The sequence below is a fragment of the Streptomyces sp. NPDC002566 genome (genome assembly GCF_042889585.1).
Classification (GTDB): Bacteria; Actinomycetota; Actinomycetes; order Streptomycetales; family Streptomycetaceae; genus Streptomyces.
Window position 1 is genome coordinate 251,010 of the sequence record NZ_JBIARD010000009.1, and the last position, 21,709, is coordinate 272,718.

General features: G+C 72.7%; 14 protein-coding genes. 12 read left to right on the forward strand and 2 right to left on the reverse strand.

All coding sequences use genetic code 11. The features are described from left to right. Positions 1 to 24 precede the first annotated feature (24 nt). From infB to ACFYXA_RS31475, 6 genes are all read left to right on the forward strand, one after another. A complete protein-coding gene (infB, locus tag ACFYXA_RS31450; RefSeq protein WP_389039271.1) occupies positions 25 to 3,093 on the forward strand; it encodes a translation initiation factor IF-2 in 3,069 nt (1,022 codons plus the stop codon). A gap of 207 nt (positions 3,094 to 3,300) precedes the next feature. After that, a complete protein-coding gene (locus ACFYXA_RS31455; RefSeq protein WP_130444850.1) occupies positions 3,301 to 3,594 on the forward strand; it encodes a DUF503 domain-containing protein in 294 nt (97 codons plus the stop codon). A 53-nt stretch (positions 3,595 to 3,647) separates the two neighbouring features. Then, the gene (gene rbfA / locus ACFYXA_RS31460; protein ID WP_351096043.1) at positions 3,648 to 4,097 is read left to right on the forward strand and encodes a 30S ribosome-binding factor RbfA; all 450 of its coding nucleotides are present in this window, start codon (positions 3,648 to 3,650) and stop codon (positions 4,095 to 4,097) included. After that, entirely contained in the window at positions 4,094 to 4,999 is a 906-nt protein-coding gene (gene truB / locus ACFYXA_RS31465) for a tRNA pseudouridine(55) synthase TruB (protein ID WP_389039276.1), read from the forward strand. Before rbfA ends, truB begins: the two co-directional genes overlap by 4 nt. Before the next feature lie 290 nt (positions 5,000 to 5,289). Beyond that, positions 5,290 to 8,379 (forward strand): trypsin-like peptidase domain-containing protein, encoded by a 3,090-nt coding sequence (locus ACFYXA_RS31470; RefSeq protein ID WP_389039279.1) that lies wholly within the window; start codon positions 5,290 to 5,292, stop codon positions 8,377 to 8,379. Positions 8,380 to 8,471: 92 nt separating this feature from the next. After that, positions 8,472 to 9,419: a bifunctional riboflavin kinase/FAD synthetase gene (locus ACFYXA_RS31475; RefSeq protein ID WP_351096049.1), complete on the forward strand. Its 948-nt coding sequence runs from the start codon at positions 8,472 to 8,474 to the stop codon at positions 9,417 to 9,419. Between the two features lie 74 nt (positions 9,420 to 9,493). Here the strand turns inward: ACFYXA_RS31475 and ACFYXA_RS31480 are convergent, their stop codons facing one another. Further along, entirely contained in the window at positions 9,494 to 13,198 is a 3,705-nt protein-coding gene (locus ACFYXA_RS31480; RefSeq protein WP_389039283.1) for an SCO5717 family growth-regulating ATPase, read from the reverse strand. 517 nt (positions 13,199 to 13,715) lie between these two features. Here ACFYXA_RS31480 and ACFYXA_RS31485 point away from each other — a divergent pair. After that, positions 13,716 to 15,275 (forward strand): PQQ-binding-like beta-propeller repeat protein, encoded by a 1,560-nt coding sequence (locus ACFYXA_RS31485; RefSeq protein WP_389039286.1) that lies wholly within the window; start codon positions 13,716 to 13,718, stop codon positions 15,273 to 15,275. Positions 15,276 to 15,335: 60 nt separating this feature from the next. On the opposite strand, the gene ACFYXA_RS31490 is transcribed toward ACFYXA_RS31485, so the two are convergent. Continuing rightward, positions 15,336 to 15,635: a DUF397 domain-containing protein gene (locus ACFYXA_RS31490; RefSeq protein WP_389039289.1), complete on the reverse strand. Its 300-nt coding sequence runs from the start codon at positions 15,633 to 15,635 to the stop codon at positions 15,336 to 15,338. 267 nt (positions 15,636 to 15,902) lie between these two features. Here ACFYXA_RS31490 and rpsO point away from each other — a divergent pair, with 267 nt between their 5' ends. From rpsO to ACFYXA_RS31515, 5 genes are all read left to right on the forward strand, one after another. Continuing rightward, positions 15,903 to 16,190 (forward strand): 30S ribosomal protein S15, encoded by a 288-nt coding sequence (gene rpsO / locus ACFYXA_RS31495; protein ID WP_130444864.1) that lies wholly within the window; start codon positions 15,903 to 15,905, stop codon positions 16,188 to 16,190. A gap of 412 nt (positions 16,191 to 16,602) precedes the next feature. Further along, the gene (locus ACFYXA_RS31500; protein WP_352252958.1) at positions 16,603 to 18,828 is read left to right on the forward strand and encodes a polyribonucleotide nucleotidyltransferase; all 2,226 of its coding nucleotides are present in this window, start codon (positions 16,603 to 16,605) and stop codon (positions 18,826 to 18,828) included. Then, complete coding sequence (locus ACFYXA_RS31505) at positions 18,825 to 20,204, forward strand: M16 family metallopeptidase (RefSeq protein WP_389039294.1); 1,380 nt, start codon at positions 18,825 to 18,827, stop codon at positions 20,202 to 20,204. The genes ACFYXA_RS31500 and ACFYXA_RS31505 overlap by 4 nt, the downstream gene beginning before the upstream one ends. Positions 20,205 to 20,263: 59 nt before the next feature. Then, positions 20,264 to 21,016, forward strand: coding sequence for a 4-hydroxy-tetrahydrodipicolinate reductase (dapB, locus tag ACFYXA_RS31510; RefSeq protein ID WP_351096078.1), 753 nt, complete (start codon positions 20,264 to 20,266; stop codon positions 21,014 to 21,016). 11 nt (positions 21,017 to 21,027) lie between these two features. Beyond that, positions 21,028 to 21,471 carry a hypothetical protein gene (locus ACFYXA_RS31515; protein ID WP_130444872.1) on the forward strand — a complete coding sequence of 148 codons (444 nt, stop codon included), beginning with the start codon at positions 21,028 to 21,030 and terminating at the stop codon, positions 21,469 to 21,471. Positions 21,472 to 21,709 lie beyond the last annotated feature (238 nt).

The window sequence follows — 21,709 nt, forward strand, 5'->3', positions numbered from 1 at the left end:
CAACCCGGACCTAAAAGGAGCGAAGTGGCTAAGGTCCGGGTATACGAACTCGCCAAGGAGTTCGGCGTGGAGAGCAAGGTCGTCATGGCCAAGCTCCAAGAACTCGGTGAATTCGTCCGTTCGGCGTCTTCGACCATCGAAGCGCCCGTGGTACGCAAACTGACTGACGCCTTCCAGGGCGGCGGCAGCGGCAAGTCCGCCAAGCCCGCCCCGCGCAAGGCCGCCCCCAGGCCCGCGGCGCCCTCCCCGGCGCAGGCGGCCCGTCCGGGCCCGGCCGCACCCCGGCCGGCTGCCCCCAAGCCCCCGACGGCTCAGCCGCCCGCGGCTCCGGCCGCCTCGTCGGCGCCGTCCGCCCCGTCGGGCCCCGCGCCGGCGAGCCCCGGCCCGCGTCCGGGCCCGCGGCCCGCGCCGCGTCCGGCCCCGGCCGCCCCGGAGTTCACCGCTCCGCCGTCGGCCCCGTCGGCCCCGAAGCCGGCCGCCCAGGGTCCGCGCCCCGGCGCGCCCAAGCCCGGCGGCCGTCCCGCGCCCGGTCAGGGTCAGCAGGGCGGTCAGGGCCAGCGCCCGGCCGCGCAGGGTCAGCGTCCCGGTGGCGGCTCGCCGCGTCCGGGCGCCCGTCCGGCCGGTCCCCGTCCGGGCAACAACCCCTTCACCTCCGGCGGCAACGCCGGCATGGCCCGTCCGCAGTCGCCCCGTCCGCAGGGCGGCCCCGGCGGTCCCCGTCCCGGCGCTCCCGGCGCCGGCCCCCGTCCGCAGGCGCCCGGCGCCCAGGGCGGCGGTCCGCGTCCGCAGGCTCCCGGCGGTCCCCGTCCGTCCCCGGCCGGCATGCCGCGTCCGCAGGGCGGCGCGGGCGGCCCGCGTCCCGGCGGCCCGCGTCCCAACCCGGGCATGATGCCGCAGCGTCCCGCTGCCGGCCCGCGTCCCGGCGGCGGTCCCGGCGGCCGCGGTCCCGGCGGCGGCGGTCGTCCCGGTGGCGGCGGCGCTCGTCCCGGTGGCGGCGGCGGCTTCGCCGGCCGTCCCGGCGGCGGTGGCGGCGGCTTCGCCGGTCGTCCCGGTGGTCCCGGCGGCGGTGGCGGCGGCTTCGCCGGCCGTCCCGGCGGTCCGGGCGGTGGCGGCGGTGGCCGTCCCGGCTTCGGCGGTCGTCCCGGCGGTCCCGGTGGCCGTGGTGGCACGCAGGGCGCCTTCGGCCGTCCCGGCGGTCCCGCGCGTCGCGGTCGCAAGTCGAAGCGGCAGAGGCGCCAGGAGTACGAGGCCATGCAGGCCCCGTCGGTCGGCGGCGTGATGCTGCCTCGCGGCAACGGCGAGACCATTCGCCTGTCGCGCGGTGCGTCGCTCACCGACTTCGCCGAGAAGATCAACGCCAACCCGGCGTCGCTCGTCGCGGTGATGATGAACCTCGGCGAGATGGTCACGGCCACGCAGTCCGTCTCCGACGAGACGCTGCAGCTCCTCGCGGGCGAGATGAACTACGAGGTTCAGATCGTCAGCCCCGAGGAGGAGGACCGCGAGCTGCTCGAGTCCTTCGACATCGAGTTCGGCGAGGACGAGGGCGACGAGGAGGACCTGATGGTCCGCCCGCCGGTCGTCACCGTCATGGGTCACGTCGACCACGGCAAGACCCGGCTCCTCGACGCCATCCGCAAGACGAACGTCATCGCGGGCGAGGCCGGCGGCATCACCCAGCACATCGGTGCCTACCAGGTCTCGACCCAGGTCAACGACGAGGACCGCGCGATCACCTTCATCGACACCCCGGGTCACGAGGCGTTCACCGCCATGCGTGCCCGTGGTGCCCGGTCGACGGACATCGCGATCCTGGTCGTCGCGGCCAACGACGGCGTCATGCCGCAGACGGTCGAGGCGCTCAACCACGCCAAGGCGGCCGACGTCCCGATCGTCGTCGCGGTCAACAAGATCGACGTCGAGGGCGCCGACCCGACCAAGGTGCGCGGTCAGCTGACCGAGTACGGCCTGGTGGCCGAGGAGTACGGCGGCGACACCATGTTCGTCGACATCTCCGCCAAGCAGGGTCTGCACATCGACTCGCTGCTGGAGGCCGTGGTCCTCACCGCGGACGCCTCGCTCGACCTGCGGGCCAACCCGAACCAGGACGCGCAGGGCATCTCCATCGAGTCCCGTCTCGACCGCGGCCGCGGCGCCGTGGCGACGGTCCTCGTCCAGCGAGGCACCCTGCGGGTCGGCGACACGATGGTCGTGGGCGACGCCTACGGCCGAGTGCGCGCCATGCTCGACGACAACGGCAACAACGTGGCCGAGGCCGGCCCGTCGACGCCGGTCCAGGTCCTCGGCCTGACCAACGTCCCGGGCGCGGGCGACAACTTCCTCGTCGTCGACGAGGACCGCACCGCCCGCCAGATCGCCGAGAAGCGCGCGGCCCGCGAGCGCAACGCGGCCTTCGCCAAGCGCACGCGCAGGTTCTCCCTGGAGAACCTGGACGCCGCGCTGAAGGCCGGCGAGGTCCAGCAGCTGAACCTGATCATCAAGGGTGACGCTTCCGGATCCGTCGAGGCGCTCGAGTCCTCGCTGCTCCAGCTGGACGTCGGCGAAGAGGTCGACATCCGCGTCCTGCACCGCGGCGTCGGTGCGGTCACGGAGTCCGACATCGACCTGGCGATGGGCTCGGACGCCATCGTGATCGGCTTCAACGTGCGCGCGGCCGGCCGTGCGCAGCAGATGGCCGAGCGCGAGGGCGTGGACGTCCGCTACTACTCGGTCATCTACCAGGCGATCGAGGAGATCGAGGCGGCCCTGAAGGGCATGCTGAAGCCGGAGTACGAGGAGCACGAGCTCGGTACGGCGGAGATCCGCGAGGTCTTCAAGTCGTCCAAGCTGGGCAACATCGCCGGTGTCCTCATCCGCTCGGGCGAGGTCAAGCGCAACACCAAGGCGCGCCTCATCCGTGACGGCAAGGTCGTCGCGGAGAACCTCAACATCGAGGGACTGCGTCGCTTCAAGGACGACGTCACCGAGATCCGCGAAGGGTTCGAGGGCGGTATCAACCTCGGCAACTTCAACGACATCAAGGTCGACGACGTCATCGCGACGTACGAGATGCGGGAGAAGCCGCGGGTGTGACACCCACGGCGCAAGCTGCTGGCCGACGGGACCCCGGTCCCGTCGGCCAGCGGCCCGTTATGGGCAGTGCCGCGGCCCACGCCCCCGGGCGTACCCGCCGGAAACTCTGTCGAGCCTCCGGCGCGTACGCGGTACCGTTCTTGATGCCCCTGCTCCATGGAGGGCAGGGCCATCTATCCCGCGCCGGCGGGTGAACCGGCTGTACACATGTACGTGGGGACTCTGTCCTTCGACCTGCTCCTCGGCGACGTCCGGTCGCTGAAGGAGAAGCGCTCCGTCGTCCGCCCGATCGTCGCCGAGCTCCAGCGCAAGTACGCGGTGAGCGCGGCCGAGGTGGACCACCAGGACCTGCACCGCCGGGCCGTCGTCGGCCTGGCCGTGGTGTCCGGTGACGCGGAGCACCTGACCGACGTACTGGACCGTTGCGAACGGCTGGTCGCCGGCCGCCCCGAAGTGGAGCTGCTGTCGGTCAGACGCCGCTTCCACGGGGAAGACGACTGACCGGACACGGACCACACAACGCAAGCAGAAGAACAAGAACGGGAGACGGACCAGTGGCCGACAACGCGCGCGCCAAGAGGCTGGCGGACCTCATCCGAGAGGTGGTGGCCCAGAAGCTGCAGCGCGGGATCAAGGACCCGCGGCTCGGTTCCCACGTCACCATCACGGACACCCGCGTCACGGGTGACCTCAGGGAGGCGACCGTCTTCTACACCGTGTACGGGGACGACGAGGAGCGGAAGGCCGCGGCCGCCGGACTGGAGAGCGCCAAGGGCATCCTGCGCTCCGAGGTGGGCCGCGCCGCCGGCGTGAAGTTCACCCCGACGCTCGCCTTCGTCGCCGACGCCCTCCCGGACAACGCCCGCACCATCGAGGACCTCCTCGACAAGGCGCGCCAGTCCGACGAGAAGGTGCGCGAGGCGTCCGCGGGCGCCGCGTACGCCGCCGGCGCCGACCCGTACCGCAAGCCCGATGAGGACGAGACGGACGACGCCGCCGAATGAACCGCAAGCACAACGCGCCCGACGGCCTCGTCATCGTCGACAAGCCGTCGGGCTTCACTTCGCACGACGTCGTGGCCAAGATGCGGGGGATCGCGGGGACCCGCCGCGTCGGCCACGCCGGCACGCTCGACCCGATGGCGACCGGCGTGCTCGTCCTCGGCCTGGAGAAGGCGACCAAACTCCTCGGGCACCTCGCCCTCACCGAGAAGGAGTACCTGGGGACCGTCCGGCTGGGCCAGAACACCGTGACGGACGACGCCGAGGGGGAGATCACCTCCGCCACCGACGCCTCCCGGGTCACCCGGGACGCGATCGACGCCGGCGTCGCCAAGCTGACCGGCGACATCATGCAGGTCCCGTCCAAGGTCAGCGCCATCAAGATCAACGGCGTGCGCTCCTACAAGCGGGCCCGTGAGGGCGAGGAGTTCGAGATCCCCGCCCGCCCGGTGACCGTCTCGTCGTTCACGGTCTACGACGTCCGGGAGGCCGTCGCCGAGGACGGCACACCCGTCATGGACCTGATCGTCTCGGTGGTCTGCTCCTCCGGCACCTACATCCGCGCCCTCGCCCGCGACCTGGGCGCCGGCCTCGGTGTCGGCGGCCACCTCACCGCGCTGCGCCGCACGCGCGTCGGCCCCTACGGCCTGGACTCCGCGCGCACCCTCGACCAGCTCCAGGAGGAGCTGACCGTGATGCCGATCGGCCAGGCCGCCGCGGCCGCGTTCCCCCGCTGGGACGTCGACGCCCGACGGGCCCGGCTGCTCATGAACGGCGTCCGGCTGGAGATGCCCGAGGAGTACGCCGGGGTCGGCGCCGTGGCCGTCTTCGACCCGGAGGGCCGTTTCCTCGCGCTGGTGGAGGAACAGAAGGGCAAGGCCAAGAGCCTGGCCGTCCTCGGCTGACCCTCCGGGCCGGACCGCCCGTGGAGCGGCGGCACACGGGGCCTGCTGTGCCGCCGCTCCACGGTCCCCCCTCGGTTCCCCCATCCCTAGGCTGTGTCCGACGGGACACGTTCATTCACCCGTCCGGCAGGCGCTCGGAGTCAACCCGGGGAGCGCAAGGGGGCGCGTTCGCCTCGCGCGCTGGTCCTGCCGATCTTTCCGGGCCTACCGTTCGGGCTGCGGAGCGGCAGCGCTCTGCGGACGGCACACGGCAGACAGCAGCGGAAGCGGACGGGCGCAGGGGTACGACGATGAACGAACGGCGCCCGCGCCCTGACGAAACCGCGCGCCCGGACGGCACCGGAGCATCGGGTGTCGCCTCTTGTTCGGGGGGTGTCTCCCCTCGTTCGGGTGCCTCCTCCCGTCCGGGTGTCTCAGCCCGCCCCGGCGACCACCCCTTCCTTCCCCCCGACCGCTCCCTCGTCCGCTTCCGCGACCCCCTGGGCCGGCCGCGCGGCGTCGGGTTCCTCGCCGACCATCACGGCACGGTGCTCACCGGCCACGAGGTCGTCGACGGCATGACGTCTCTCGTCGTGGAGGACGCCGACGGAAGCGGCCACGCGGTGCACCCCGACGCGGTGACCGCGCTGCCGGAGTTCGGCCTGGCGCTCGTGCACACCGAGGGGCTCGACGGCGAGCCACTGCCGCTCACCGTCCGCGACCACGTCGAGGCGGGCGCCTACGTCCGGCTGACCGCCGGCTGCTGGCGTGAGGCCCGCGTGCTGGCCTTGGCCCCCGCGACCTACACTGCCGCGCACGGCTCCCATCGCCTCCACGGAGCACTGGAGTTGGCGATCGGCACGGCCGGCCGGGACGCGCTGCGGCGCGGTGGCGGCGCGGCCGGCGGCCCGGTGCTCGACGCCGCGACCGGCGCCGTCGTCGCCGTCCTCGGCACCGCCCTCAGCACCGGCCACCGCGAGGCCGGCTTCGCCGTCCCGCTGCGCCCCGCCCCCTCCGACGGCCCCCTCGCCGACCTGCTCGCCCGCAACGCGGCCACGGTCCCGGCCTACGGCGCCGACCTCAACCCCGCGGCCCTGCTGGAGCTCACGGCCAGCTCGGTCGGCTCCGACTTCCTCACAGCGGTCCCACCGGTCGAACGCCCCGTGATCGCAAGGGAGTTCGCCGACTTCACCGAGGGCCCGGCGGCCGTGCTCGCCCTCGTCGGAGCGCCGGGCAGCGGCCGTACGACCGAACTCGCGGCGCTCGCCGCCCGTCGCGCCCGGGACCCCCGGCCGGCGCCCACCCTGTGGCTGCGCGGCGCCGACCTCAGGGAGGAGGACGCGTCGATCGCGGACGCGGCCCGGCGGGCGCTGACCCGCGCGGCCCGTATCGTGACCGCCTCCCGGCCGGTCCAGGGCGACCCCGGCGAGCTCACCCCGGAGCGACTCGCCCAGCTCGCCCGAAGTGCCGGCCGCCCCCTGCTGCTGCTCCTCGACGGACCCGAGGAGATGCCCCCGGCCCCGGCGGACCGCCTGCGGGAGTGGGCCGACGGAACGGCCGGGTGGCTGCGCGAGACCGGGGCGCGGCTGGTGGTGGCGTGCCGCGCCGAGTACTGGGAGGAGGCCGGGGCCCGCTACCCCGCCGAGCTGCTGCACGGCCGTACGGCCCCTGCGCTGCCCCCGTGCGTCCTCCTCGGCGATCTCACCCCGGCCGAGGCGCGGGAGGCCCGCGCCCGCTACGGCGTCCCGGACGCCGAGCTCACCGACGCCGACGCCCGCCACCCCCTCACGCTGCGCCTCTACGCCGAGGTCCGCGCCGCCCTGCCCGAGGCCCCCGGCGTCCCCGTGGACCGCGACGCCGTGCTCGCCGCCCACCTGGACCTGGTGTGCCTGCGCGTCGCGGTGCGGCTGGCCGCCGAGAACGGCGTGCGCGGCACCGCCGTACGACTGCTCGCGGCGAAGGTGGCCGGACAGGTCCACGAGGCGGCCCGGCGCAGCCTGGGACCGGGCCAGGGAGCGCTGGACCGCGCCGCCTTCGAGGCCGTGTTCCCCTGGGGGCCGGCGCCCGCCCGGCTCGGCGGCGGCACCGGCTGGGCGTCCGCCGTCCTCGCCGAGGGCCTCTTCGTGCCCGCGGGCTCCGGTTACCGCTTCGCCCACGAGGAGCTCGCCGACTGGATCCAGGGCGCCCATCTCGACCTGGACGGGGCTCTGAACGTCCTGGTGCGCGGACGGGGCCGCCGCGGCTCCCCCGACGACACCCGTCCGCTGCCCGTCCCGCACCACCGCATCGGCCCCGTCGTCCAGGCCCTGCTGCTCCTCGCCCGCCACCACGGCCCACGCCGACTCTCCGACGCGCTGGGGGAGTTGACGGCCGCGCTGCGGGCCGGCCCCGACGCCTGGTGGGCCGCGCGCCTGCTGGCCGAGACTCTGCGCGGCGTCCAGGACGCCACGCCGTACCTCGGTGTCCTGCGCCCGCTGGCCGACCTCGTGGCGCGGTGGCGGTGGCGGTGGCGGTGGCGGGGGCGATCCGGCGGGCCGACGGGGGGCGCGGGGCCGTGGGGCCGGGCTGCTGAGCCGCCGGGTGCGTCTTCCGAGTCGCCGGGTGCGTCTTCCGAGCCGCCGAGCGAGTTCGCCCCGGACTTCTGGGCCGCGCTCGCGCTCCCCGTCGACGCCCGTCTCGACCTCCTGCGCCGGCTGGTCGTCGCCGACGCCGCCCCGCGCGCCGCCGACGCGCCCCGCTACCTCGACGCCGTCGCCCGCCTCCTCACCGCCGACCCCCTCGCCGTGCAGCCGCAGCTCACCCTCTGGTTCGACGACGAGCGCCCGCTGCCCGCGACGCCGCACGCCACCGTCGCGACGGCCGCGCAGGCGCTGCTGCACACCCATCGGCACACGGCGCCGGACGCCCTCGTCGAACTCCTCGCCGACCGCGCCCACGCCCGCGCCGACGAGCTCCTCGCCGTCCTGGCCGAGGAGGAACCGTCCGCACTGTGCCGGGCCGTGCACCGCTGGGCGCACGACGAACGGCCGGTCCGGCGCGTCGCCGCCACGGCGTACGCCCTGCGCGTCGCGCCCCACGCCCGCACCGCCGCCGACCGCGAACTGCTGCGCGACGCGGCCCGCGCGCTGCTCACCCGCCCTGCCGATAACGCGCATCCCCCGCAAGAGGAAGCCGTGGATCGTCACCACGGGGCGCTCACTCCGCACGAGGGCGCGCTCGCGTTGCTGCACGCCCTCGCCGACGCCGGCGCGCCCGCGCTGTCCCGCCGTGTCACCGCCCGCGCCGCCCTGGAGAACGGTCCGCCGTCCGTCGTGTCCCCGTGTGACGCCCCGTCCGTGCGTGGGCCGAGTCACAGCACCCATGCCGATGCGGGCCGGGGCCACCCGGCATGGCACTCTTAGAGCTGCGTACGGGTCGCTGCGTGAGCGGTCGACGAACACACGTACGAAGCAACCGACGTACGACACGGACACGGGTTCGAGGAGCGGTCACAGTGCAGCGCTGGCGTGGCTTGGAGGACATCCCCCAGGACTGGGGGCGCAGCGTCGTCACCATCGGTTCGTACGACGGGGTGCACCGCGGCCACCAGCTGATCATCCGGCACGCGGTCGAGCGCGCCCGTGACCTGGGAGTGCCCTCCGTCGTCGTCACCTTCGACCCGCACCCCAGCGAGGTCGTCCGCCCGGGCAGCCATCCGCCGCTGCTCGCCCCGCACCACCGCCGGGCCGAGCTGATGGCCGACCTGGGCGTGGACGCGGTGCTGATCCTCCCCTTCACGACCGAGTTCTCGAAGCTGTCGCCCGCGGACTTCGTCGTCAAGGTCCTCGTCGACAAGCTGCACGCCAAGGCGGTCGTCGAGGGCCCCAACTTCCGCTTCGGCCACAAGGCGGCGGGCGACGTCGAGTTCCTGACCGAGCAGGGCAAGGTCTACGACTTCGAGGTCGAGGTCGTCGACCTGTACGTGACCGGCGAGGCGGGCGGCGGCGAGCCGTTCTCCTCCACCCTGACCCGGCGCCTGGTCGCCGAGGGGGACGTGACCGGCGCCGGCGAGATCCTCGGCCGCCCGCACCGGGTGGAGGGCGTGGTCGTGCGCGGCGCCCAGCGGGGCCGTGAACTGGGTTTCCCCACGGCCAACGTCGAGACGCTGCCCCACACCGCGATCCCCGCCGACGGCGTCTACGCCGGCTGGCTGCACGCGGGCGGCGAGGCGATGCCGGCCGCGATCTCCGTGGGCACCAACCCGCAGTTCGACGGCACCGAGCGCACGGTGGAGGCGTACGCGATCGACCGCGTCGGCCTGGACCTGTACGGGCTGCACGTCGCCGTCGACTTCCTCGCCTTCGTCCGCGGCCAGGCGAAGTTCGAGTCCCTTGAGGGGCTGCTGGAGCAGATGGCGCAGGACGTGAAGCGCTGCCGGGAGCTGGTGGCGGCGGCGGGATAGCCGCGACGCGCGCACAGGAAGGGCGGCCGGTGTCCTGGGACACCGGCCGCCCTTCATGCTTCACCCGTCACGGCTCACTGCTGGTGCGGCGGGGGAGGGGGCGGGGTCTGCCCGTCCGGCCCCTGCGGGTGACCGGGGTGCGGGTGCGGTGGGTTGGGCTGCGGGTGGTGCTGCGGGTAGTGCTGCGGATCGGGTTGCCCCTGCGGAGGATAGGCCTGCGGGGCCTGCGGGGCCTGCGGGGCCTGGGGGGCGTAGGGCTGGCCAGGCTGCGGCGGGTAGGGCTGGCCGGGCTGCTGGGGGTACTGCGGGGGTTGCTGGGCCTGATGGGCCTGCGGGGGCTGCTGGGGGTACGGCTGGCCGGGAGGCATGGGCTGCCCCGGCATGGGCTGCCCGGGGAACTGCTGCCCCTGCATGGGGTGTTGGCCAGGCATGGGGTGTTGGCCGGGCATGGGGTGTCCGGGCATGGGCGGGGCGGCGACCGGCGGCGGGTTGCCGTCGTTGGTCCACAGGCCCTGGAGCTGCTGATGCCGGACGAAGTCCTCGGCGACCATGGCCGCCAGGTTGAAGTAGGCCTCCCGCACCTTGGGCCGCATCATGTCGAGGTCGACTTCCGCGCCGGCGGCGAGATGCTCGTCGAACGGCACGACGATGACGCCGCGGCAGCGGGTCTCGAAGTGCCCGACGATGTCCTCGACCTTGATCATCTTGCCGGTCTCGCGCACACCCGAGATGACGGTGATGGACCGTGAGACGAGCTCGGAGTACCCGTGCGCGGACAGCCAGTCCAGCGTCGTGCTGGCGCTGCTCGCGCCGTCGACGGACGGCGTCGAGATGATGATCAGCTGGTCGGCGAGGTCCAGCACCCCGCGCATGGCGCTGTAGAGCAGGCCGGTGCCCGAGTCGGTGAGGATGACCGGGTACTGCTTGCCGAGGACGTCGATGGCGCGCCGGTAGTCCTCGTCGTTGAACGTGGTGGACACGGCAGGGTCGACGTCGTTGGCGATGATCTCCAGACCGGAGGCGGCCTGGGAGGTGAACCGCCTGATGTCCATGTAGGAGTTGAGGTACGGGATCGCCTGGACGAGGTCACGGATGGTCGCCCCGGTCTCGCGCCGCACCCGGCGGCCGAGCGTGCCGGCGTCCGGGTTGGCGTCGATGGCGAGGATCTTGTCCTGCCGCTCGCTGGCGAGGGTCGAACCGAGCGCGGTGGTGGTCGTGGTCTTGCCCACGCCGCCCTTGAGACTGATGACGGCGATGCGGTAGCAGGACAGCACGGGCGTCCGGATCAGCTCCAACTTCCGCTGCCGCTCGGCCTCTTCACGCTTCCCCCCGATCCTGAACCGGGAGGACGCGGCGGCGGTCCGCCCGCTCTTCGCCTTCTGCTTCTTGTTGTTGAGCAGCCGATCGGAGGACAGCTCCACGGCCGCGGTGTAACCCAGCGGCGCCGCACCGGGGTTGACCATCTGCCGCTGATCATGCTGAACAGGCTGCGGCCATGCTGCACCGGCGCGGGGGTCCACGGGCTGGGCGGCGGGGGGACCCTGAGGCACGTCGGACGGAGGAGCGCCGTGCTGAGCCCAGGGGGCAGCACCGGGCGTTTCCGGGGCCTGGGGGTGCCCCATGGGCGGCTGGGGCTGCGGGAACCCGTAGCCCGGCTGCGAGTTGGGCGCGGACGCGGCGGGCGGCTGTGGCTGGTCCGCCGGTGCCGGGGTGGGCTGCTGGTGCGGGGGCTGGGGGAAGCCGTAGCCGGGCTGGGAGTTGACCGGCGGTGCGGCGGCCGGCTGGGGGAAGCCGTAGCCCGGCTGGGGGTTGGGCGTGGGTGCGGCGGGCGGCTGCGGGGCCGGGGGTTGTGTCTGGTCCGCCGGTGCCGGGGTGGGCTGCTGGTGCGGGGGTTGGGGGAAGCCGTAGCCGGGCTGGGCGTTGACCGGCGGTGCGGCGGCCGGCTGGGGGAAGCCGTAACCGTCCGGGGTGTTGGCCGCCGGAGGCTGTGGCGCGTCCGCCGGTGCCGGGGTGGGCTGCTGGTGCGGGGGTTGGGGGAAGCCGTAGCCGGTCTGGGGGTTGGGCGCGGCGGGCGGCTGTGGGGCCGCCGGAGGCAGCGGGAAGCCCTGACCCTGCTGCGGGTGAGGCTGCGCGGCGGGCCCAGGCTGCTGGGGCGCGGGGGGTTGCGGGAACCCGTAACCGGCCTGCGGAGCGGCCGGTGGCGCGGGCGGCGGGTTCCAGGCCGCCGGAGGCGCGGGCGGCTGCGGCACCGGCGCGGTGGCCGCCGGGTCCGTCTGCGGCGGCTGGGCCGGCCACTGCGCGGCCGGTGCCGGCGCGGCGGGCTGGTAGGACGGAGGCAGCGGCGGAACCCCGCTCTGAGGCACCGGTGGGGGAGTCCAGGCAGGCGGAGCGGCCGGCGCGTCGACGCTCGCGGGAGCGGGGTGCTGCGGCCCGGGGTCGTTCGCAGTCGCAGTGGCTTGGGGCTGGGCCTCGGCGGCGTCCGAGAGGTCCGCGGGCGGGGCGTCCTGCGGCGCGGCGGCGTTCGTCGCCACGTCGCGCTGCGGTTCAGGGGCGCTCGCCTGGAGGTCGTCCTGCGTTTCGGGGACGCTTGCAGGCGTGTCCTGCGGCGCGGCGGGCTCGCTGACGGCCGCCGCGGGAGTCGCGTCCTGAGGCTCGACCGCTTCCGCAGGGGCCGCGTCAGACGGCGTCTGCTGCGCGTCGGCGGGGGCGTCGCCCTGAGACGAGGCATCGTCGGAGACGGCAGCTACCGCGGGCTCCTCGCCGCCGCCCGCCTCGGCCCCAGCGTCCACGTGTGCCGGGGCTTGCGCCGACGCGTCCGGTCCACTCTCGGCAGCCTGGGCGTCGTCCGAGGTGCCCGCTGTATGCACGGACGCGTCCTCGGCAACGGCCGCTACAGGCAGGTCAGTCGAGCCGGCAGAGGAATCACCGGACTCATCAGCGACCCCGGCCGCACCCGCCTCAGCGGCCTGCGCCTCAGTCGAGGCATCGGCGCCATCAGGAGCGCCGGCGGACGCAGCGGCGGCCGCGTTCTCCGCGATCTCCCGCTTGAGAGCGGCCGCCGAGAAACGCATGGTGGCGCCGCTCTCGAGGTCCCCGTTCCCGGCGTCGGCCGACGCGTCACCGGAGGAGGCGACGGCACCCGGTGCCCCGGACTGCACCCCCTGAGGCTCGACCCCGGTGCCCGAGAACGGGCCGGGCACGCTCGCCGCGGGCGGGGTGAACGGCGCCCCGGGCCCCGCCGGCGGAGCGAAGGGCGCCCCGGGCCCAGGAGGCGTGGGCGGCACGGGAGGAAGCGGAGGAGTGAACGGCGCCCCGGAGGAGACGTTCGCGTGGGCCGGCGGAGCCAGCCCGGGAATGGGACCGTCGACGGGGAACTGCCCACCGGGCACCCCCGGACCAGCCGCCCCAGGCTGCGAGCCGTCTCCCGCCCCGGAACCGGAACCGGAACCAACCCCGGCCCCCACCCCAACGTCCGAACCGGAACCCGCAGCAGGGTGAGCAGCCCCGGGACCCGCAGCAGGATGAGCCGCCGCAGGACCCGCAGCCGGGGAAGCCGCCGCAGGGCCCGCAGGGGGAGCCCCCTCAGCCCCCGCCTCCGGAGCCGCAGGGGACGCTGCCCCCGACCCCCCGCCGGCCCCCGCCGCGTTCTGCGTGTACCAGGCAGGCGGCGCGTAGTCGATGGTGAACTCGCCCGTCGCCTCGACGGCGGACTCCGCGTCGGGCTGGTCATCGCCGGGTGTGGCCCAGCCCCCGCGGATCCCGTCCCGATCGCTGCTCACAGTTCCTCCTGGTGTGGTCGAGCACCCTCATGCCGCGTGCCGGGGCGACCAGTTCTTGTCGTCCGAAGTCGTTCGATGCCGAGGAAGTCCGAGCAGTGCACGCCCGCGCTGCGGGTCATACGGCCACCGGCTCTCCCCCTGAGACGCCGGCCACCTGTCCACGGGTTCTGGTGCCGCGCCCGCTCCCAGCCTAATCACCAGCCACCCCACCCGGGCAGGCCCGCCCACCCCTGAGCACCCGTCCGACACGTCACGGCAGGTCCCGAAGTGCCCTACCGCGCCCCCGTTTCGGTACTGGTTCCCAACGACGCCTGTGAACAACCCGAGGAGAACATGAAGAGAAGTGGTCGCGATGAACCACCGGAGTAGCGCGTCCCGCAAGGATCCTGGCGGCGCTCCGCCGGACACGATTGCCCGGACCCAGCTCCAACTCCCGACCCCACGCCGCCCGGTGGGCATGCCGCCGGGCATAGTAGGGCGTCGTCTTCCTGACCGCCCGCAGAAAAAGGACGCCCGAGTGAGCTTCGGCCCACCCCCCTCCATCTACACCCAATCCGCCCTCGCCGCCGAGAGCCAGAAGAAGAAACGCCGGCGCCGCGCACTGCTGTCGAGCCTGCTCGCCGTCGCCCTGGTCGCAGCGCTGGGCGCCGGAGGATGGCTTCTGTGGGGCGGCCCCGACGCCGGGGCGGAAGCTTCGAACAAGACGAAGGCCGACGCCCCGGGACGGCTCGACATCCGCGACACCGTGGAGCAGCAACCCGCGAGCACGAACGGCAAAATGGGCTTCCGGTTCTCCGTGGACGACCTGAGCCCCGGCGAGAGCTACGAGTCGCCCGGGATGTGGGCCACCGACAAGATCCTCGCCAAGGGCATCAACAGGACCCTCGTCGGATTGACCATCGGCACCGACGCCTCGCCCGGCAAGGAGAAGTGGAAGCTGCGCCTCGACGGCCCGATCTGCGGCTACACGCGCCATGTCACCGGTGACAACCGCACAGCCGTACTTCACCGGGTCAAGGAGGTCGGGGAGCACGAGGAGAAGACCTACTGCAACCACGTCACCTTCGTCGATCTCGACAACGGCCGCGAGATCTGGTCCCACGAGTTCCCCTTCTCCAAGGTCGGCGGCACCCCGGGCGCCCCGAGCAACGGCAACGTCCAGGAGTCCCCGAGCGTGACCCTCACGCACGGGACGGTCGCCGTGACCTGGGGCGGCGGAACCGTCGCGTACGACATGGACCACGGCAGGACGCGGTGGAGCACCAAGTCTGCCGGTGTCTGCCAGGACGCCGGCGCCGCCGGCGGAGGCGCGCTCCTGGTGGAGGAGAAGTGCTGGAACCGGGACAAGTCCCTGCCCGTCGACTCCCACGAATGGATCACATACAAGGTTCGCAAGGTGGATCCGGCCACGGGCCGCACCCTGTGGACCCACTCCGAGGCGAAGGGCGTCCGCAGCGTCGCGATCCCGTCCACGGACCCGGCCGTCATCGCCGTGGCCGCGGGCGACATCGGGTTCACCGAGCTGATCTCCCTGGACGCCGACGGCCGCAACCGCGCCGTCATCCGCCTTCAGCAGGGCACCTACACGGGGGAGTGCTCGTTCTCCGACTACGTCGTCATCGACGACTGCCCGACCATCGCCGTCGGAGCCGGCCAGGTCTTCCTGCGCAGTGAGGCGACAACCGACGGAGCGACCCTCGGCAACTGGATCATCGGCTTCGACCTGGCCACCGGAAACAGCACGAGGAAGTTCGAGTCCGGGACCAACTCCCAGCTCTACCCGGTTCGGATGAGCGGCGACCAGCTCCTCGCGCTGCGCCAGAGCGAAGACCGCATCACACCCACCGCGCTCGTCTCCCTGGACCCGAAGACCGGCAAGGAGACCCCCTACTTCTACTTCGGGCTGCCCGCCGAGGCCGAGAAGCTCACGTCGACCGATTTCAACGACATCGTCGTCGAGAACGGCCGCCTGTTCTTCGGCGCCAAATCGGTCAGCGGCCCCGGCGCGAACGAGCCGAAGTGGGTGTACCTGGTACTGGGCATCGAGAGTGCCGCGGCCAAGAAGCCACAGCCCTGACCCACCGACACGACAGGGCGGGCAAGCCGGTGCGCAGCCGGCCTGCCCGCCCTGTCGGTGTCACTTCTGGGCGTCCAGCCCCCCGTTGTGCGGCGCCGGTTCCAGGTCGAACTCCCCGTCGCGGGCGCCCAGGACGAAGGCTCGCCACTCCGCCTCCGTATAGCGCAGCACCGTCTCCGGGTCGAGCGACGACCGCATCGCCACGGCGCCCTCGGGAAGGTACGCGATCTCCACGCGCTCCTCGTGCTGCTCCGTGCCCGGTGCGCACGTCCATTCGACGTCTGAGATGTCGAGCGCGTACAGCTCGTCGCGCTCGCTCTCCTTGCGGGCCTTGACGTCCTCGTTCACTTCCTCCGCCATGGCGAAGCGACCCCTTCCCGGCATGTGGGTGATCCAACAGCCGAGCCTAGCGGCGGCGTCCGCCCCGGCGGCGGGATTCGCAGGCCGCGGCCAGGGCGGTCCCGGCCTGCTGGTACGCTGTCTGTCGGCCGTTTGTGTACGCACCCCCGGAGCCCTCGGCACTGGAGGACGCGCCCAGCGGATCCCCGCCTCCCGAGTAACGGAAGCTCCCCCGAGACAAAGACCGGGGGCACTCGGTGGCCATTTCAGAGACTACGAGGAGTACGCGTGCCGCTCGACGCCGCTACCAAGAAGCAGATCATCACCGAGTTCGGTACCAAGGAGGGCGACACCGGCTCCCCCGAGGTCCAGGTCGCGATGCTCTCGCGTCGTATCTCGGACCTGACCGAGCACCTCAAGACCCACAAGCACGACCACCACTCCCGTCGTGGTCTGCTGATCCTGGTCGGTCAGCGCCGCCGCCTGCTGCAGTACCTGGCGAAGAAGGACATCCAGCGCTTCCGTGCGCTGGTCGACCGCCTCGGCATCCGCCGCGGTGCGGCCGGCGCCAAGTAAGACGCCGTGAAGGGAGCGGTTCCCGTGACGATCGGGGGCCGCTCCCTTTGCCGTACACACGGTCGTACGGACACGGTCGTACGGACACGGTCGTACGGACACGGTCGTACGGACACAGCCGTACCGACACAGCGGTCCACGCAGCCGTACGCACGCACCCGTCGGACGGAAACATGCGGAGTGTCACTCGCGCTTTGTAGTGTGGTAGCACAACGCAATACGGACGACACACACGACGACACAGGAGGAGCGCACCGCGCCGCCGCCGGTCCTCGGTAGTGGCCCCCGGGCGACGAGCCCCGGGTGCTTCGATCGAAGACCGGCCCGCACCAGACGGAGCGCTTCTCCGACACGGTCCCCCCGCCACACGGGCGGACGGGACGAAAGACGACAAGTAACGGAGAAAACGCTAGTGGAGAACGAGACCCACTACGCCGAGGCCGTCATCGACAACGGCGCCTTCGGTACCCGCACCATCCGCTTCGAGACGGGCCGCCTGGCCAAGCAGGCCGCCGGCTCCGCCGTGGCCTACCTGGACGACGACACCATGGTGCTGTCGGCCACCACCGCCTCCAAGAACCCCAAGGACCAGCTCGACTTCTTCCCCCTGACGGTGGACGTCGAGGAGCGGATGTACGCCGCCGGCAAGATCCCCGGCAGCTTCTTCCGCCGTGAGGGCCGCCCCTCCGAGGACGCCATCCTCACCTGCCGCCTCATCGACCGCCCGCTGCGCCCGTCCTTCAAGAAGGGCCTGCGCAACGAGATCCAGGTCGTCGCCACCATCATGGCGCTCAACCCCGACCACCTGTACGACGTCGTCGCGATCAACGCCGCGTCCGCGTCCACGCAGCTGGCCGGTCTGCCCTTCTCCGGCCCGATCGGCGGCGTCCGCGTCGCGCTGATCCGCGGCCAGTGGGTGGCCTTCCCGACGCACACCGAGCTCGAGGACGCCGTCTTCGACATGGTCGTCGCGGGCCGCGTCCTGGAGGACGGCGACGTCGCGATCATGATGGTCGAGGCCGAGGCCACCGAGAAGACGATCCAGCTGGTCCAGGGTGGCGCCGAGGCGCCGACCGAGGAGGTCGTCGCCTCCGGTCTGGACGCCGCGAAGCCCTTCATCAAGGTGCTTTGCAAGGCTCAGGCCGACCTCGCCGCCAAGGCCGCCAAGCCGACCGGCGAGTTCCCTGTCTTCCTCGACTACCAGGACGACGTCCTGGAGGCGCTGTCCGCCGCCGTCCGCCCGGAGCTCGCCTCCGCGCTGACCATCGCGGGCAAGCAGGAGCGCGAGGCCGAGCTGGACCGCGTCAAGGCGCTCGCCGCCGAGAAGCTTCTGCCCGAGTTCGAGGGCCGCGAGAAGGAGATCTCCGCCGCGTACCGCTCGCTCACCAAGCAGCTGGTCCGCGAGCGCGTGATCAAGGAGAAGAAGCGCATCGACGGCCGTGGCGTCACGGACATCCGTACGCTCGCTGCCGAGGTCGAGGCCATCCCGCGCGTGCACGGCTCGGCGCTGTTCGAGCGTGGCGAGACCCAGATCCTGGGCGTCACCACCCTCAACATGCTCCGCATGGAGCAGCAGCTGGACACCCTCTCGCCGGTGACCCGCAAGCGTTACATGCACAACTACAACTTCCCGCCGTACTCCGTCGGCGAGACCGGCCGCGTCGGCTCCCCGAAGCGCCGCGAGATCGGCCACGGCGCTCTCGCCGAGCGCGCCATCGTGCCGGTCCTGCCGACGCGCGAGGAGTTCCCCTACGCGATCCGTCAGGTGTCCGAGGCCCTCGGCTCCAACGGCTCGACCTCCATGGGCTCGGTCTGCGCCTCCACCATGTCGCTGCTGAACGCCGGTGTGCCGCTGAAGGCCCCGGTCGCCGGTATCGCCATGGGTCTGATCTCCCAGGAGATCAAGGGTGAGACGCACTACGTCGCCCTCACCGACATCCTCGGTGCGGAGGACGCCTTCGGCGACATGGACTTCAAGGTCGCCGGCACCAAGGAGTTCGTCACCGCCCTCCAGCTCGACACCAAGCTGGACGGCATCCCCGCCTCCGTCCTGGCCGCCGCCCTCAAGCAGGCCCGTGACGCCCGCCTCCACATCCTCGACGTGATGATGGAAGCGATCGACACGCCGGACGAGATGTCCCCCAACGCGCCGCGGATCATCACCGTGAAGATCCCGGTCGACAAGATCGGCGAGGTCATCGGCCCCAAGGGCAAGATGATCAACCAGATCCAGGAGGACACCGGCGCCGAGATCACGATCGAGGACGACGGCACGATCTACATCGGTGCCCAGGTCGGCTCGCAGGCCGAGGCCGCCCGCGCCACGATCAACAGCATCGCCAACCCGACCATGCCGGAGGTCGGCGAGCGCTACCTGGGCACGGTCGTCAAGACGACCACGTTCGGCGCGTTCGTATCGCTGCTCCCGGGCAAGGACGGTCTGCTGCACATCTCGCAGATCCGCAAGCTCGCCGGCGGCAAGCGCGTGGAGAACGTCGAGGACGTGCTCGGCGTGGGCGCCAAGGTCCAGGTCGAGATCGCCGAGATCGACTCCCGCGGCAAGCTCTCCCTCATCCCCGTGATCGAGGGCGAGGACGAAGCGGCCTCTGACGACAAGAAGGACGACGCCGACCAGTGACGTCCCACGGCTCCAAGGCGACGGCCCGCACCTCCACCAAGGCGCGGGCCGTCGCCCGTACCCAAACCCTCATCAAGGGCGACGACGGCATCGGCACGGTCCGCAAGACCACCCTCCCCGGCGGCCTGCGCATCGTCACCGAGACCCTCCCCTCGGTGCGCTCCGCGACCTTCGGCATCTGGGCGCACGTCGGCTCCCGCGACGAGACGCCCGCGCTGAACGGCGCCACGCACTACCTGGAGCACCTGCTCTTCAAGGGCACCTCCCGCCGCAGCGCCCTGGACATCTCCGCCGCCGTGGACGCCGTCGGCGGCGAGATGAACGCGTTCACGGCCAAGGAGTACACGTGCTACTACGCGCGCGTGCTCGACGCCGATCTGCCGCTCGCCATAGACGTCGTCTGCGACATGCTCACCGGCTCGCTGATCCGCGAGGAGGACGTCGACGTCGAGCGCGGCGCGATCCTCGAGGAGATCGCGATGACCGAGGACGACCCCGGCGACTGCGTGCACGACCTGTTCGCGTACACGATGTTCGGCGACAACCCCCTCGGCCGGCCCGTCCTCGGCACCGTCGACACGGTCAACGCCCTCACCGCCGACCGCATCCGCCGCTTCTACAAGAAGCACTACGACCCCACCCACCTCGTGGTCGCAGCGGCCGGCAACGTCGACCACAACAAGGTCGTACGCCAGGTCCGCGCCGCCTTCGAGAGGGCCGGCGCCCTCTCAGACCTCGACGCCGCTCCCGTCGCCCCCCGCGACGGACGGCGCGCCCTGCGGACCGCCGGCCGTGTGGAGCTGATCGGCCGCAAGACCGAGCAGGCCCACGTCGTCCTCGGCATGCCCGGCCTCGCCCGCACCGACGACCGGCGCTGGGCGATGGGCGTCCTGAACACCGCGCTCGGCGGAGGCATGTCCTCGCGCCTCTTCCAGGAGGTCCGCGAGAAGCGCGGCCTGGCCTATAGCGTGTACTCGTACACCTCCGGCTTCGCCGACTGCGGCCTGTTCGGCGTGTACGCCGGCTGCCGGCCCAGCCAGGTGCACGACGTGCTGAAGATCTGCCGCGACGAACTCGACCACGTCGCCGAGCACGGCCTGTCCGACGACGAGATCGCCCGCGCCATCGGCCAGCTCAGGGGCTCCACCGTGCTCGGCCTGGAGGACACCGGTGCGCTCATGAACCGCATCGGCAAGAGTGAGCTGTGCTGGGGCGAGCAGATGTCCGTCGACGAGATGCTGACCCGGATAGCGGCCGTCACCCCGGACGAGGTCCGCGCGGTGGCCCGCGACGTCCTGGGGCGGCGCCCGTCGCTGTCGGTCATCGGCCCGCTCAAGGACAAGCAGGCCTCCCGTCTGCACGAGGCCGTGGCCTGACACCCCGCTCCGGCCACGGCGGACATCCTCGGAAGTCACCTTCGGTAAGGAAGCAAGACATGAGCAAGCTGCGCGTGGCGGTCCTCGGCGCACAGGGCCGCATCGGTTCCGAGGCGGTCCGGGCGGTCGAGGCCGCCGAGGACATGGAGCTGGTGGCCGCCCTGAGCCGGGGCGACAAACTGGAGACCCTGGCGGAGACCGGCGCCCAGGTCGCCGTCGAACTGACGACCCCGGGCTCGGTCATGGGCAACCTCGACTTCTGCGTACGGCACGGCATCCACGCCGTGGTCGGCACCACGGGCTGGACCGACGAGCGCCTCGCGCAGCTCAAGGGCTGGCTGGCGCAGTCCCCGGAGACCGGCGTGCTCATCGCGCCGAACTTCTCCATCGGCGCCGTGCTGACCATGAAGTTCGCGCAGATCGCCGCGCCCTGGTTCGAGTCGGTCGAGGTCGTGGAGCTGCACCACCCGAACAAGGTGGACGCCCCCTCCGGCACCGCCACGCGCACCGCCCAGCTCATCGCCGAGGCCCGCCGCGCGGCCGGCTCCGCCCCCGCCCCCGACGCCACCACCACCGCCCTGGACGGCGCCCGCGGCGCGGACGTCGACGGCGTCCCCGTCCACGCCGTGCGGCTGCGCGGCCTCCTCGCCCACCAGGAGGTCCTGCTGGGCGGCGAGGGCGAGACCCTGACCGTCCGGCACGACTCCCTGCACCACACCAGCTTCATGCCCGGCATCCTGCTGGGCGCCCGCCGGGTGGTGTCGACCCCGGGCCTCACCTTCGGCCTGGAACACTTCCTCGACCTGAACTGAGTCCCACCGTCATGCGCGCCAAGCTCTCCTACGCCCTCACGGCCGCCGTCCTCGTCTTCTACTTCGTCCTGGTCGGCAGCCGCGGCGTCATGCTCATCCGGGCCGGCACGCTGCTGACCGTCACGTTCGGCGTGGCGGTGCTGATCCTGCCGGTCATCGGCGTGTGGTTCCTGTGGAAGAACACCCAGTTCGTCCGCAGGGCCAACCAGCTCGCCGCCGAACTCGACGCCGAGGGCGGTCTGCCCGTCGACGAGCTGGAGCGCACCCCCAGCGGCCGTATCGACCGCGACTCCGCCGACGCGGTGTTCGCACGCCGCAAGGCCGAGACGGAGGACGCCCCCGACGACTGGCGCAGCTGGTTCCGCCTCGCCGTCGCCTACCACGACGCCCGTGACACCCCGCGGGCCCGCAAGGCGATGCAACGGGCGATCACGCTGCACCAGGCGTCACGCTGACGCACGGCAGCCCGACCGCCCCGACGCACACAAGCGGCGGGCCCGGCCCACGTCGATGACGCCGGCCGGGCCCGCCGCTTGCCCGTGAGACCCTCAGACAGGACCCAGGGCGTGTTTCGAAAGTCCCGCCTGCCCGGCGGCGTCTGGCACGCACTCCCCCACTGCCTGAAGGGCGTGGGGGTGCCCCCAGCCGCGTTGTCGGGATCGCCCCGATACGTCCAGTATCGGGGCGACCCTC

What these genes read in the sequence shown, in the direction of transcription:
- ACFYXA_RS31455 (WP_130444850.1), top strand. Translation starts at nt 3,301, where the DNA reads ATGTACGTGGGGACTCTGTCCTTCGACCTGCTCCTCGGCGACGTCCGG.
- truB (WP_389039276.1), top strand. Translation starts at nt 4,094, where the DNA reads ATGAACCGCAAGCACAACGCGCCCGACGGCCTCGTCATCGTCGACAAG.
- ACFYXA_RS31470 (WP_389039279.1), top strand. Translation starts at nt 5,290, where the DNA reads ATGAACGAACGGCGCCCGCGCCCTGACGAAACCGCGCGCCCGGACGGC.
- ACFYXA_RS31490 (WP_389039289.1), bottom strand. Translation starts at nt 15,635, where the DNA reads ATGGCGGAGGAAGTGAACGAGGACGTCAAGGCCCGCAAGGAGAGCGAG.
- dapB (WP_351096078.1), top strand. Translation starts at nt 20,264, where the DNA reads ATGAGCAAGCTGCGCGTGGCGGTCCTCGGCGCACAGGGCCGCATCGGT.
- ACFYXA_RS31515 (WP_130444872.1), top strand. Translation starts at nt 21,028, where the DNA reads ATGCGCGCCAAGCTCTCCTACGCCCTCACGGCCGCCGTCCTCGTCTTC.